This window comes from Azospirillum sp. TSH100, assembly GCF_004923295.1.
Classification (GTDB): domain Bacteria; phylum Pseudomonadota; class Alphaproteobacteria; order Azospirillales; family Azospirillaceae; genus Azospirillum.
Genome location: NZ_CP039634.1, coordinates 1,120,538 through 1,133,914, shown reverse-complemented (window position 1 = coordinate 1,133,914; position 13,377 = coordinate 1,120,538). Strand labels below are relative to the sequence as shown.

11 protein-coding genes are annotated in these 13,377 nt (G+C 69.8%); 5 read left to right on the top strand and 6 right to left on the bottom strand.

The window, feature by feature from the left end:
- A complete protein-coding gene (locus E6C72_RS05400; protein ID WP_109444260.1) occupies positions 1 to 876 on the top strand; it encodes a hypothetical protein in 876 nt (291 codons plus the stop codon).
- A 60-nt stretch (positions 877 to 936) separates the two neighbouring features.
- On the top strand, positions 937 to 2,028 hold the full coding sequence (locus tag E6C72_RS05395; RefSeq protein WP_109444261.1) for a PA0069 family radical SAM protein: 1,092 nt from the start codon (positions 937 to 939) through the stop codon (positions 2,026 to 2,028).
- 4 nt (positions 2,029 to 2,032) lie between these two features.
- Here the strand turns inward: E6C72_RS05395 and E6C72_RS05390 are convergent, their stop codons facing one another.
- The 3 genes from E6C72_RS05390 to E6C72_RS05380 all read right to left on the bottom strand — a co-directional run bounded on the left by E6C72_RS05390 (position 2,033) and on the right by E6C72_RS05380 (position 5,346).
- Entirely contained in the window at positions 2,033 to 2,287 is a 255-nt protein-coding gene (locus tag E6C72_RS05390; protein WP_109444262.1) for a hypothetical protein, read from the bottom strand.
- Positions 2,288 to 2,392: 105 nt separating this feature from the next.
- Positions 2,393 to 3,691: an MFS transporter gene (locus E6C72_RS05385; protein ID WP_109444263.1), complete on the bottom strand. Its 1,299-nt coding sequence runs from the start codon at positions 3,689 to 3,691 to the stop codon at positions 2,393 to 2,395.
- Entirely contained in the window at positions 3,688 to 5,346 is a 1,659-nt protein-coding gene (locus tag E6C72_RS05380; RefSeq protein WP_109864893.1) for a tetratricopeptide repeat protein, read from the bottom strand. The genes E6C72_RS05385 and E6C72_RS05380 overlap by 4 nt, the downstream gene beginning before the upstream one ends.
- 157 nt (positions 5,347 to 5,503) lie before the next feature.
- Between E6C72_RS05380 and E6C72_RS05375 the strand changes: the two genes are divergently transcribed.
- Positions 5,504 to 7,090: an adenosine deaminase gene (locus E6C72_RS05375; protein ID WP_136700663.1), complete on the top strand. Its 1,587-nt coding sequence runs from the start codon at positions 5,504 to 5,506 to the stop codon at positions 7,088 to 7,090.
- A gap of 102 nt (positions 7,091 to 7,192) precedes the next feature.
- On the opposite strand, the gene E6C72_RS05370 is transcribed toward E6C72_RS05375, so the two are convergent.
- The 3 genes from E6C72_RS05370 to E6C72_RS05365 form a co-directional block, all read right to left on the bottom strand.
- Positions 7,193 to 9,694: a helicase-related protein gene (locus tag E6C72_RS05370; protein WP_109444265.1), complete on the bottom strand. Its 2,502-nt coding sequence runs from the start codon at positions 9,692 to 9,694 to the stop codon at positions 7,193 to 7,195.
- Between the two features lie 174 nt (positions 9,695 to 9,868).
- Positions 9,869 to 10,003, bottom strand: coding sequence for a hypothetical protein (locus E6C72_RS32530; RefSeq protein ID WP_256379115.1), 135 nt, complete (start codon positions 10,001 to 10,003; stop codon positions 9,869 to 9,871).
- A 176-nt stretch (positions 10,004 to 10,179) separates the two neighbouring features.
- Entirely contained in the window at positions 10,180 to 10,785 is a 606-nt protein-coding gene (locus tag E6C72_RS05365; RefSeq protein ID WP_109444266.1) for a Spy/CpxP family protein refolding chaperone, read from the bottom strand.
- A 244-nt stretch (positions 10,786 to 11,029) separates the two neighbouring features.
- Here E6C72_RS05365 and E6C72_RS05360 point away from each other — a divergent pair, with 244 nt between their 5' ends.
- Together E6C72_RS05360 and E6C72_RS05355 are read left to right on the top strand one after the other, a co-directional pair.
- A complete protein-coding gene (locus E6C72_RS05360) occupies positions 11,030 to 11,788 on the top strand; it encodes a response regulator (RefSeq protein ID WP_109444267.1) in 759 nt (252 codons plus the stop codon).
- Complete coding sequence (locus E6C72_RS05355; RefSeq protein WP_247876100.1) at positions 11,785 to 13,257, top strand: ATP-binding protein; 1,473 nt, start codon at positions 11,785 to 11,787, stop codon at positions 13,255 to 13,257. The genes E6C72_RS05360 and E6C72_RS05355 overlap by 4 nt, the downstream gene beginning before the upstream one ends.
- Positions 13,258 to 13,377: the final 120 nt, after the last annotated feature.

The window sequence follows — 13,377 nt, the reverse complement described above, 5'->3', positions numbered from 1 at the left end:
ATGCCCACGGACGCCGAGATCGGCCTTCTCCGCTACAACAGCCTGGCGCCCTGCTTCCCGCATGTGCTGGACCTGCCGGCGGACTATTACCGGCGGGCCGGCGTCACCCGGCTGCACAACCACGACCGGCTGGACGTCGATTCGATCCGCGCCGGCGACCTGATCTATGTGAAGACCAACGGGCTGTCCGCCTTCATCAAGGCGATGGCCCATATCCGGGTGCCGTTCGGGCTGGTGACCGGCATCAGCGACAACACACCGTCCGACTTCGCCGACCTTGCCAGGGACGAGCGCGTGGTGTCGTGGAGCGGCACCAACCTGCCGCTCTGGTCGGAGAAGATCCTGCAGGTGCCCATCGGCTTCACCGAACGGGAGCGTCCGCACGGCGATCTGAGGGTGATCCTGGCTGCGGTGGGCGGGCAGCCCTGGGAACAGCGGACGATCGACATCCTGCTGACCGCCATGTCCGACACCAACCCGGAACGCCACGCCATCCCCACCGACGGGGTGTTCGTTTCCCAGGAGCGGCTGGGCTACGAAGCCTATCTGCACCTGCTGGGGCGGTCGCGCTATGTGATCTGCCCGCGCGGCAACGGCGTCGACACGCTGCGCTTCTGGGAAACGCTGGCGGCCGGCGCGGTGCCGGTGGTGCGGACCAGCCTGCTCGACCCGCTCTATCGGGAATGCGGCGCGCTGATCCTCGGCGACTGGGCGGAAATGGCGGAGCGCGTCGACGCCCACCGCCAGTCCGGCGCCGGCCCCGCCTTCCGAGAACGGGCACTGGCCGCCTTCGCGGCGCGCGACGGCCTGTTCTTCACCGCCAGCTGGGAGCGGCGGATCCGCGAACACCACGCCCGGTTGATGGCGGCCGGATAGACGGCAGGACAACCCGCTTGTTCACTTTACGTTCCAGTCTGCCGCGGCTAAGCTGCGGGTATGGACGAGATACAGCGACCGCCGATCAAGGGCCGCGGAGCGGTCACCAACGCCACCGGGCGGTTTGAGCGCGAGACCCGCGTTCTGACCGACGACGGCTGGACCGGTTATCGGGACGGCGGCAACGAGGCGCTGTCCGACCCGGTCCGCACCACCATCTCCCCGGCCTCGGCCAAGTCGATCATCACCAGCAACCAGTCACCGGACATTCCCTTCGACCGCTCGGTGAACCCGTACCAGGGCTGCGAGCACGCCTGCATCTACTGCTTCGCCCGGCCGACCCATGCGTATCTGGGCCTGTCGCCGGGGCTGGATTTCGAGACGAAGCTGTTCGCCAAGCGCAACGCGGCGGAGCTGCTGGCCAAGGAACTGCGGGCGAAATCCTATGTCTGCCAGCCGCTGGCGCTGGGGGCCAACACCGACCCCTACCAGCCCGTCGAGCGGACGGAGCTCATCACCCGCCAGGTGCTGGAGGTCTGCCGCGACTTCAACCAGCCGGTCAGCATCATCACCAAATCGGCTTTGGTGCTGCGCGACCTCGACATCCTGGCGCCGATGGCCGCACAGGGAATGGCGTCGGTGGCGATCTCCGTCACCACGCTGGACCGCAACCTCGCCCGCGTGATGGAGCCGCGGGCCAGCACCCCGCCGCGCCGGCTGGAGGCGATCCGCGCCCTGACGGAGGCCGGCGTGCCGGTAGCCGTGCTCGCCAGCCCGATGATCCCCGCCCTGAACGATCATGAGCTGGAGGCGATCCTGGCGGCTGCCGCCGGGGCCGGGGCGAGTGCCGCCAACTATATCCTGCTGCGCCTGCCGCTGGAGATCGCCACCCTGTTCGAGGAATGGCTGCGCGTCCACGTCCCCAACCGGGCCGACCGCGTGCTGAGCCTGATGCGGCAGAGCCGCGACGGGGAACTCTACCGGTCCGGCTTCGGCACGCGGATGAAGGGAACCGGCCCTTACGCCGAGCTTTTGCTCCATCGCTTCAAGCTGGCCTGCAAGCGGCATGGGCTGGGTGCCCGGAGCTGGCAGCTCGATTGCAGCCGCTTCCGGCTGCCGCCGGCCGCGGGGGACCAGCTGTCGCTGTTGTGAACAGTCAGGTTCGGCGGAACATCCGGCTCCAAGGTGCCAGCGGGTCGGCGGCCTTCGGCGTGGCGTCCTGCGGGTTGGCGGCGGCGTTGGACAGGGCAGACAGGGGAAGGCGGCCGGTGGCCAGCATCGCCATCACCAGTGCCGGATGGGCCGGCCCCGTGGCGGACGTGTCATGGCCGGCCTGATCGGCCGCCGTCTGGTCGTCGTTCAGGGCCTCGTTGATCCGGGCGAAGGCTTCGATGTCTTTGATGTGCAGCATGGTCCGTACCCCTCGGCTTCGACTTTTGTGCGTCGCAGCAAAAACGAAGGTAACAGCTCTGCCCTCGAATGGTCTCGTGTGCGGCGCTTTGACACAGGCCCTTTTCTAACGGGCCGGTTCGCGAACCGCCAGCATAAGCCCGAAGCCGATGGCGAAGAAAGCCAGAACCGTCGCCATGCCGGCACGCTGGCTGGCGAAGGCCTGGGTCGCCAGCCCGAACAGCAGCGGCCCGAAGAAGCCGACGAATCGGCCGGTCAGGCCGTAGAGCCCGAACATTTCTCCCGCCATGCCCGGCGGCGCGAGACGCGCCATCATCGACCGCCCGGCCGCCTGCGCCGGCCCGAAGAACAGCCCCAGCCCCAGCGCGAAGATCCAGAACCACAGCCGCTCGGTCGCCAGCAGAAGCGGGACCGAGCAGACGGTCATGCCGGCCAGCGCGATGAGGATCACCGGCTTCGCTCCCGCCCGGTCGTCCATCCAGGCGAAGCCGATGGCCCCCGCCCCCGCCACCACGTTCAGCGCGATGGCGAAGACCAGGATCTCCTCGAAGCTCATGCCGAAGCTGCCGGCGGCGAAGAGTCCGCCGAACGCGGTGATGGTGTTGATGCCGTCGCGGTAGAAGGCGCTGGCGATCAAAAAGCGACCGACCTCGCGGTAGCGCCGGGCCTGACGCAGCGTGGCGGCCAGCGTCGCCACCCCCTCGCGCGCTGCCCGCAGCAGGCCGTGGCCGGTGGCGGGCTCGTCCGGCACCCACAGGAAATAGGGCAGCGCGAACAGCCCGTACCAGACGGCGGCCAGCAGCGCGGTGGCGCGGACATTGGCCTGTGCCCCCCAGTCGGCCCACTCCATCCCGAACAGGCCGAACAGCGGCGCCGGTGCCTTGACGAAACCGACCAGTGCCAGGACGAGGCAGGCCAGCCCGCCGAAATAGCCGATCCCCCAGCCCCAGCCCGACACCCGGCCGAGCAGCCGCGCCGGCACCAGCCCCGGCAGGGTGGCGTTGTAGAAGACGTTGGCCAGCTCGAACGCCACGGTGGCGACCACGACGCAAGCGAGCGCGAAGCCGGCGTCGGCCGGATCGGGCCTGACCCACCACAAGGCGGCGGTGAACAGGACGGTCACCAGGGTGAACAGGGCAAGCCACGGCTTGCGCCGCCCGGCGCGGTCGGCGATGGCCCCCAGCACCGGGCTGAGAAACGCGATGGCGACGCCGGCCACGGTCATGGCCGCACTCCACCGCGCTGTGCCCTCGACCGGATCGCCGACGACGCCGCGGGCGAAATAAACCGAGAAGACGAAGGTGGTGATGATGGTGTTGTAGGCCGAGTTCGCCCAGTCGTAGAGGCACCAGGAGGCGATGGACCGCCGGGAGGGACTGTCGCTGGAAGGGGTGCTCTCGCTCACCCGCGCGCCCCTCCGGTTAGCCCATCCACCCCGAAGGAGATCTGGTTGTTGTCGTAGCGGGCGACGATGCGCAGGCGGTCGCCGGCCGACAGCCCGATCGGCTTTTCCAGGAAGGTCATCGCCTGCTTCCAGTGGTTGGTGCGGGCGCGGCTTTCCGACTTGTAGACCACCTCGTCATCCATGAAGAGGTCGAACCAGAAGGCGACGCCGTGGCAGGTACCGGCGGTGACGATGGTCACGTCGATCACCCGCTCGCCCTCCTCCGGCATGTTGCGGGTGAAGTCGAAATCGAGCGCGGTGAAGGGCTTGGACAACGGGGTATGGGCGTCGGCGCCGAGGTCGATCTGCTGGTAGCCCGGGGAGCGGAAGACGTCGAAGCTGCCCATGTCGAAGCCGTCGATCGCTTCCACCGGGTTGATGCGCGCCAGTTCCGGCGTCTCCACCAGCATGGCGTAGACGGTGGAGGCGCGCGGGATGATGGCGCCGCCCGGCTTCACCAGATGGGTGCGGGCATGTTGCAGCACCGACAGCATGCGCGGGGCCAGCATGCCGATGTTGATGAGTTCGGAGACGAAGACGTCGGCCTTCTCCGGCAGGTCGCCGCCCTCGCCCACCGTCAGCTGGGTCGACAGGCGCGGCACCACGTCGATGCGGCCGGCATAGCCGTTGCGCGCCACCGTCTCCTTGGCGACGCGGGCGAGGATCGGGTTGACCTCGCAGGTCACCACCTTCTTCGCACCGGCGCGCGCCGCCATCATGGCGACGATGCCGGAGCCGGTGCCGATCTCCAGCACCAGCGAGTCGGGCTTCACCGCCCGTTCCAGCGACTGCTTGTAGGCCTCGTTGCGCTCGAAATCATTGATCATCGGCAGGTGCCAGCCGGGCACCGCGTTGGAGTAGATCAGCCGGCGGGTGAACTTCACCATCGGGTGGTCGGGCGCCTGTTCGCGCGCCGCCTCGATCACCTCGATCGCCTCGTTGGCGCGGTCGAGGCTTTGCAGCACATGGGCAAGCCCGACCTGGGCCGGGATGAAGCGCGGGGCGGCGGCCAGCACGATGCGGAACTCCGCCTCCGCCTCCGCCAGCCGGCCGCGGGTGGAGAGCAGTTCGGCCAGGCTGTAATGCACGTCGAGATAGTCGGGCGCCTGGGCCAGCGCGGTGCGGAAATGCTCCTCCGCCGTCTCCAACTCACCCAGCTCGCGCAGGGTGGCGGCTAGGAAATGGTGCATCTCCGGCGCCTCGGGCCGGAGGTCGAGCGCGGCGCGGAAGCAGTCCGCCGCCTCCTCCACCCGGCTTTGCGCCTTCAGCGCGTTGCCGAGGTTGCCGTGCAGTTCGGGCAGGCGGGGGTTGATGGCGAGACCGGCGCGGAACGCCTCCTCCGCCTCCGCCGGGCGGCCCTGCTGGAAAAGCAGACTGCCGCGGCTGTTGTGGAAGGACGGGTCGTTGCCGTCCTCCGCGATGGCCTGGGCGAACAGGGCCAGCGCGTTTTCCGGGTGGTCGGTATGGGCGGCGACCAGTCCCAGCAGATGCAGGGCGCCGGCGTTGTGCGGGTCGGTCGCCAGGATCGCCCGGCAGACCTGCTCCGCCCCCGCCAGATCGTTGCTGCGGAAACGCTTGGCGGCGTCGAGCAGGGTCGGGGCGGCGGTGTCGGTCATCGCGGCGGGCTCCAGGATGGGCGGGAACACGAAAAGATCGCCGCACCATACCGGGAATTGCCGCACCGCTACAGCCTTTCGATCCCGTCACCGTCATTGCACACAGGCGATTATCACGGCATTCATACTCGCAAAAGGAGAAGAAGGAGTCGGGTGCATGGTAGATGTACGAATGACGGGACGCATGAAGGGCGGCGTGATCGGCGCGCTGGCGGCGACGCTGCTGCTGGCGGGCTGTGCCACGGCGGAAATGGGCGGCACCGGCGCCGGTATAGGTGGTGCCGACGTCGCTGGGTTGGCGGCGGCACGGCGCTTCGAGGCGGTGCGGAGCAGCCCGCCGGAGCTGCGCGCCTTCCTCTACCGCATGCCCAAGGGTGCGGACCTGCACAACCACCTGACCGGTGCGGTCTATGCCGAGACTTACATGCGGATGGCATCCGCCGCCGGCCTCTGCTTCGACGTCAAGGCCTTGACGCTGGTGGCTCCGACGGCGCAGGCGCCCTGCGGCGACGCCAAGTCGGCCCGGCCGAGCGCAACGGCGGTGATCGCCGACAGCGTGCTGTATCCGATGGCGCTGGACGCGCTGTCGACGCGCGATGCGCTGCCGGTCTCCGGCTACAGCCTGCATGACCAGTTCTTCGCCACCTTCGGCCGCTTCCGCGCCGCCGCCAATTCCACCGGCGACCTGCTGGCCGAGGTGGTGGACCGCGCCGGCCGCCAGGGCGAGCGCCATGTCGAGCTGATGGTGTCCTTCGGCACCGGCCCGGCCGCCGCCATCGGCAAGTCCTTCGCCTGGACCCCGCAGGCGGCGGCCGACCTGTCGGGCACCGCGGACAAGCTGATCGCCGCCGGCCTGCCGGCGCTGATCGCCCCGGCCCGGCAGGAGATCGACGCGGCGGAAGCGCGGATGCGCAGCGTCCTTGGCTGCGGCACGCCGACGGCGCGGCCGGGCTGTGCGGTGTCGGTGCGCTACCTCCAGCAGGTGTCGCGCACGCAAAGCCCCGGCCCGGTCTATGCCACCACCCTGTTCAACGCCCTGCTGGAAGCGCAGGAGCCGCGGGTCGTCGGCCTGAACTTCGTGGCGCCGGAGGACAACCCGGTGGCGCTGGAGGATTACGACCTCCACATGCGGATGGTGGCGGAGGCGAAGCGGCGCCAGCCCGGCACCAATATTGCCCTGCATGCCGGCGAACTGACGCTGGGCCTCGTCCCGCCGGAACGGCTGCGCGACCACATCCGCAAGGCGGTCGAGATCGCCGGGGCCAAGCGCATCGGCCATGGCGTCGACGTGATGTATGAGGACGATCCCCGGGGCCTGCTGCGCATGATGGCCGAGCGCAAGGTGGCGGTGGAGGTCAACCTGACCAGCAACGACAAGATCCTGGGCGTCAGCGGGAAGGCCCATCCCCTGCCGGTCTATCGCGCCGCCGGGGTGCCGGTGGTGCTGTCGACCGACGATGAAGGCGTGAGCCGGATCGACCTGACCAACGAGCTGCAACGCGCGGTGGAGGAGTTCGGCTTCGGCTATGCCGACCTCGTCGGACTGGCACGCGCCAGCCTGGAGCACAGCTTCCTTCCCGGCGACAGCCTGTGGTCCGCCCCCGGCTGCACCCCGGCGGCGAGCGAGAAAATGCGCGAGGACGCCTGCCGCCCGCTGACCGCGCGCAGCGAGAAGGCGCGCGTCCAGTGGGGTCTGGAAGAGGCGCTGGCCCGCTTCGACCGCGAGATGGCTGGGACGCCGTAACGCTTGGGCCTGAGGCCCGCCGTGCTGGGAAGCTGCCGACAGACCATCCCGTAGCCGCCGGAAGCGGGAGGTGGGGGGCCGACGCTGCCAGAAGCGGTCCCCTCACATCCCCGAAAGCTGCCGCAGCTTCGCGAACGGGTGGTCCTCATTCGTCGGCTTCTCCCGCCGCTGGCGGTTCCCCTGCTGACTCCGCTGCGGCCGTTTCCGCTTCCAGGTCACCGCTCCGTCCTCGCCCACCGCGCGGACATAGCCGAGGCCGGTCAGCACAGCCCCCAGCTCGTCCGCCGACAGGCCGACGCGCTGGCCGAGCGCAACCTCGCGGATCGGCGCGTTCGCCTTGGACGCGGTCAGCAGTTCCGTCTCCAGCCGGTCGAGCATGTCGACGCGCAGCGCCCGCCCGCCCGCCAGCGGATAGCCGATGGCCTCCCAGAAGGCCGGCGGCGCTCCGCCTTCCTTCACCGGCCCCTGCTTTACCGGTGGCGTCTCGACCGAGACGCGGCCGGGCGGCGGGACCGGTACCGGCAGCGGATGCCCCGTCGACACCGCCCACAGCAGCCCGCGCAGGGTCACCGCCGCCGGTTTGGCCAACGCCGTCAGATAGAGGTGCGACACCCCCAGCCGGACGCCGAGCTTCGTCAGGGCCTTGCGGTCCTCACGCTCCAGCCGTTCGACCATGTCGGCGACCGGCGCGCGCGGCAGCACGCCCAGCCCCTCGACCAGCTGGAAGGCCAGCCCGCGGCCGGCGCCGGAAAATCCTTCGGCGGCGGACAGCGCGAACAACGGCTTCAACCGGGCAGCGATGTGGTCTTTCAGCCAGCGCTCCAGCCGCGCCCGCACCCGCTCGCGCTGGGCCTGATCCAGCATGCCCTCGTCGAAGGGCACCACCAGCGGCGCCAGCACCGACGGCCCGGCAGCCAGCCGCGCCACCGGCAGATTGTCGGCGCTCAGCACCCCATCGGCTCCGAGCGCGAAGGCGTCGTCCGGCTCCGCCTCGAAGGCGCGCAGCCGCTTGGCGAGTTCATCCCGCAGCGCCCGCCGAGCCGCCGTCAGCAGCGATTTCGCTTCGTCGGAGCGGTCGGGGGCGTCGGGAACGAAGCGGAAGCCCTCCAGCTTGCCGACGACATGCCCCTCCACCACCACCTCGCCGTCGGCGCGCACGCCGCCCAGCAGCGAGCGCCCGTCCTTCAGCGTCCGCGCCAGCGTGGCGGAGCGGCGGTCGATGAAGCGTTGGGTCAGCCGCTCGTGCAGGGCGTCGGACAGCCGGTCCTCGATGGAGCGGGTGCGCTCCTGCCAGTGCAGCGGGTCCTTCAGCCAGGTCGGCCGGTTGGAGATGTAGGTCCAGGTGCGGATATGGGCGATGCGGGCGACCAGCGCGTCGATGTCGCCCTCGGTCCGGTCGAGCCGGGCGATCTGCTTGGCGACCCAGTCGTCGTCCAGCCGTCGCAGGGGCCCGCGCAGGCTGCGGAACACCTGGGCCAGCAGCTTGGTGTGGGCGTCCGACAGCACCTTGCGGAAGTCGGGGACCTGACAGACCTCCCACAGCAGCTTCACGGCATCGCGGCCGCGGGCGAGATCCATGATCTCCGGATCGCGCACCAGCGCCTGGAGCGCCAGATGGTCGTCGGCCTCGCGGACGCGCGACAGTTCCTGGATCGGCGCCCGCTCCTCCAGCGATTTCAGCAGGAAGCCCGGCGTGTCGAAGCGCAGGTCGCTGTTGCGCCAGGACAGCGCCTTGACCGTCTCGAACTCGTGATTTTCGACGCGATTGACCAGATCGGCGTCCAGTTCCCCCACCTCGTCGGTGGTGCCGAAGGTGCCGTCGCGCATGTGGCGCCCGGCGCGGCCGGCGATCTGCGCCACTTCGGCGGGACGCAGGCGGCGCGGGGCGAAGCCGTCGAACTTGACGATGCGGGCGAAGGCGACATGGTCGACATCCATGTTCAGCCCCATGCCGATGGCGTCGGTCGCCACCAGATAATCGACCTCGCCCGCCTGATAGAGACCCACCTGCGCGTTGCGGGTGCGCGGGCTGAGCGCACCCAGCACCACGGCGGTGCCGCCGCGCTGGCGCCGGATCATCTCGGCGATGGAATAGACGTCGGTGGCGGAAAAGGCGACGACCGCCGAGCGCGGCGGCAGCCGCGTCAGCTTCCTGTAGCCGGCATAGGTCAGCTGGGAGAAGCGCGGCCGGCTGATGAACTCCGCCTTCGGCACGAGCCGGCGGATCATCGGCTGCATCGAATCGGATCCCAGCACCATGGTCTCGACCATGCCGCGGGCGTTCAGCAGCCGGTCGGTGAAGATGTGGCCGCGCTCGGGATCGGCGCAGAGCTGGATCTCGTCCACCGCCAGGAAATCGACGGCGCGGTCCAGCGGCATCGATTCGACGGTGCAGACCCAGTAGGACGGGTTGGGGGGCAGGATCTTCTCCTCCCCCGTGACAAGCGCGACCGCGTTCTTCCCCTTGATCCCGACGATGCGGTCGTAATTCTCCCGCGCCAGCAGGCGCAGGGGAAAGCCGATCATGCCGGACCGGTGACCGAGCATGCGCTCGATCGCCAGATAGGTCTTGCCGGTGTTGGTCGGCCCGAGCACGGCGACCACACGGCCCCCCCGCCCGAGACCGCCGGCCGCCGAAGCGTGAGAGGCCGAAGCCGTCGACGAAATCATGGAGGTAAGCTTTGGGGTGCGGGAAGCCGCAATGCAAGCGGCGGCTTGGCGATGTCTGGCGATTGCGCCGGAAGCCCGCGTCGGAGGAGTGTTGCCGGTTGAGGCCGGTCAGCGTTGCGGTGCCGGCGCGCGGCGGATCCTGAGCGACTTCAGCCCGCTCCGGGCGATACCCAGGATCAGCTGGTAATCCTGCTTCATGACCGACAGGCTGAAGAACAGCGGAGAAAGATCGAGCGCACTCATGGGGATCATCCCGGATTTCGAGACGAGGAGGATGAAGGGTGACGGCGTGCATCAAGATGACTAGGGCCGCCGAATGGGGGTTCGGCGGCCCTTAGTCTCACGGCGGCAGCGTTGGGGGGCTTGGGGGTTGCCGCCGGGAGCCTGTCTGTCCCTGTTGCGTTTGCCTTTCTGTTACGTCAGCCCTTGGGCGGCTCCTGCGGTGCCGGCACCGGCCCCGGGCCGGGGCCCTTGCCCGGCCCCATGCCGTGCCGCGGGCCGTCATGGTCACCCATGGGGCCGCCATGGTGCGGCCCCATATGATGGCCGCCCATGCCACCCGGACCCGGGTTCAGCATATGGTCGGCCTGCTTCTGCTGGTCGGGGGTCAGCTGGGCATAGAGGTCGGTCAGGGCCGGGCGGACGGTCTGGAGCTGTTGCAGGTGAGCCTGCATCATCTGTTCGACCCGCTCAAGGCGCTGCGGCAATGCTGCCGGCGGCGGGGTGTCCTTGAACTTGACGCACAGATCCTGCGTCGGCTTCAGGCTGGAGCGGGCGGCGTCGGCGAACTTGGTCCAGGCGGCGCGCTGCTGCTCGGTGATCTTCAGCTTCTTCTCCGCATAGGCCAGCTTGCCGGCCAGACGGGCCTCCTGGTCCTCGCACATGCGGGCGAAATGGTGGTCGGGTCCCCCGGGACCCATGCCCGGGCCGGGACCGCCCGGCTGCGGCCCGCCCTGGGCGAAGACCGGAACGGCCACGCCAAGACCGGCGACCAGCAGGGCGGACGTCAGAAGGGCGCGTTTCATGGTGTCGACTCCTCAGTGTATGTCTGCTCTCTAAACCCCGGATGGAGGGGGCTTATTCCGTTGGAACGTTCAAGGGGGCGTTCCCCGTCGTTGTTCCGATGAGCAGAGATTGGGCGCCGAACGTTGCGGTCGAATGTCCGCAAACCGGTCATTTGGTAACAGAGTGTAACCACGGCTGCCCCCGTAACCGGGCGTTACACATTTCCCCTTCACGGCCGACGCGCCTCGCCCGATCATGGGTTCCATGGACCGCACACCCCACCTTCTCGTCGTCGACGACGACCGCGAAATCCGCTCCCTCGTCGCCCAGTTCCTGACCAAGCACGGCTTCCGGGTCACCGGGGTCCGGGACGGGGCGGAGATGATGCGCACGCTCGACGGCGCCCGCGTCGACCTGATCGTGCTCGACCTCATGCTGCCGGGGGAGGACGGGCTGTCGCTCTGCCGACGGCTGCGCGCCTCGCCGCAGACGGCGCAGACCCCCGTCATCATGCTGACCGCGATGGGCGAGGAGACCGACCGCATCGTCGGGCTGGAGATGGGCGCCGACGATTATCTGGCGAAGCCCTTCAGCCCGCGCGAGCTGCTGGCCCGCATCAAGGCGGTGCTGCGCCGCGCCTCCGCCCCGCCGGTGGCCGGCGCCCCGGCGGCGGCCGGCACGGTGCTGCGCTTCGAGGGCTGGTCGCTCGACGTCACCAAGCGCGAGCTGCGCTCGCCCGACGGGGTGCTGGTCCAGTTGTCGGCCGGCGAGTACGACCTGCTGGTCGCCTTCGTCGAGCATCCGCAGCGGGTGCTGACCCGCGACCAGCTTCTCGATCTGGCGCGCGGCCGCTCGGCGGTTCCCTTCGACCGTTCCATCGACGTGCAGGTCAGCCGGCTGCGCCGCAAGATCGAACCCGACCCGGCCGACCCGACGCTGATCAAGACGGTGCGCGGCGGCGGCTATCTGTTCACCCCGGCCGTCGCCGGCCCGTCCCTTTCGGGCGGCGGGCTCGCGCCGTGACGGCCCAGCCCAAAACGGTCCAGCCGGAAACAGCCCAATCCGGCCCGACCCCTCATCGCCCGGTCCGCCGTCCGCGCCTGCGCCTGCCCAACAGCCTTGCCTCGCGGATCGCCATGACGCTGGTGCTGGCGCTGCTGCTGACGCAGGCGATCAGCGCGCTGGTCTATCTGACCGACCGCAGCGAGGGGCCGCCGATCCACGGCCCCAACATTCTGGTCCAGCGCGTCACCGCCATCGTCCAGCTGGTGGAAAGCACGCCGCCGCCCGGCCGCGACCGCGTGGTGCGCGCCATCGACGATCCGGTGCTGCGCGTCGAATGGCACCCCGACCGTCCGCCTCCTCTCGGGCCCGATGCCTTTCCCAGCGGCCGGTTCGAGGGGCTGAAGCACCGGCTGCGCGACTCGCTGGATACCGCCGAACACAACATCGTGGTGGAGGTGCAGCTTCCCAGCGAGAGCGAGCTGCGCGACCGTGCTGCTCCCCGCCCGCCCTTCATCGGCGACGATGCCCGGCGCTGGGGCCCCCATGTCCGGCTGTCGGTGCGGCTCGGCGACGGCTCCTGGCTCAGCTTCACCGGCGGCGATCCGCTGCCCGGACCGTTCCGCGTCGTCCGCTTCGTGCTGTGGATGGGAGGGGTGGCGGCGGTGATCCTGGTGGTTTCGCTGCTGGCCGCCCGCAAGGCGGCGGCGCCGCTCGCCGGTTTCGCCGCCGCTGCCGAACGGCTCAGCGTCGACGGGCAGGCCGATCCCCTGCGGGAGGAAGGCCCGCGCGAGCTGCGCTCCGCCATCCGCGCCTTCAACCGGATGCAGGCGCGGCTCGCCCGCTTCGTGACCGACCGCACCCAGATGCTGGCGGCGATCGGCCATGACCTGCGCACGCCGATCACCCGGCTTCGCCTGCGCGCCGAGCTGGTCGACGATCCCGAGATGCAGCGGCGGATGCTGGCCGACCTCGACGAGATGGAGGCGATGATCTCCGCCACGCTGGCCTTCGCCCGCGACGATGCCCAGCGCGAGCCGCGCGGCCGCTTCGACCTCGCCGACCTTCTGCAAAGCCTGTGCGACGACCGCGTCGATGCCGGCCACCGCGCGCTGTACGACGGCCCGGCCCATGTGGTGGCGGAGGGCCGACCGGTGGCGCTGCGCCGCGCGCTCGCCAACCTGATGGACAACGCCATCAAGTATGGCGGCGGCTTCACCGTGCGGCTGGAGACCGGCGCCGATGGTGCAAGCCAGCATCGCAACGCCCTGATCCACATCGACGACGACGGCCCCGGCATCCCGGAGGCGGAGTTCGAGAAGGTCTTCGCCCCCTTCTACCGGCTGGAGCGCTCCCGGTCCCGCGACACCGGCGGCGTCGGGCTGGGCCTGTCGACCGCCCGCAGCATCATCCGCGGCCATGGTGGCGACGTGACCCTGTCGAACCGCAGCGAGGGCGGGTTGCGCGCGACGGTGACGCTGCCGCTGTAGATTCCCCACCCCCGAAATTTCGGATAGCGTCATCCTTTCGCCACGGTCGGGAGACAAATAATCGCCGGCTTCCGACCGGCCTTCCGGGGAAGCGGCAGTGGGCGTATGAGGATCGAAGCG

What these genes read in the sequence shown, in the direction of transcription:
- E6C72_RS05400 (WP_109444260.1), top strand. Translation starts at nt 1, where the DNA reads ATGCCCACGGACGCCGAGATCGGCCTTCTCCGCTACAACAGCCTGGCG.
- E6C72_RS05395 (WP_109444261.1), top strand. Translation starts at nt 937, where the DNA reads ATGGACGAGATACAGCGACCGCCGATCAAGGGCCGCGGAGCGGTCACC.
- E6C72_RS05390 (WP_109444262.1), bottom strand. Translation starts at nt 2,287, where the DNA reads ATGCTGCACATCAAAGACATCGAAGCCTTCGCCCGGATCAACGAGGCC.
- E6C72_RS05380 (WP_109864893.1), bottom strand. Translation starts at nt 5,346, where the DNA reads ATGACCGACACCGCCGCCCCGACCCTGCTCGACGCCGCCAAGCGTTTC.
- E6C72_RS05375 (WP_136700663.1), top strand. Translation starts at nt 5,504, where the DNA reads ATGGTAGATGTACGAATGACGGGACGCATGAAGGGCGGCGTGATCGGC.
- E6C72_RS32530 (WP_256379115.1), bottom strand. Translation starts at nt 10,003, where the DNA reads ATGAGTGCGCTCGATCTTTCTCCGCTGTTCTTCAGCCTGTCGGTCATG.
- E6C72_RS05365 (WP_109444266.1), bottom strand. Translation starts at nt 10,785, where the DNA reads ATGAAACGCGCCCTTCTGACGTCCGCCCTGCTGGTCGCCGGTCTTGGC.
- E6C72_RS05360 (WP_109444267.1), top strand. Translation starts at nt 11,030, where the DNA reads ATGGACCGCACACCCCACCTTCTCGTCGTCGACGACGACCGCGAAATC.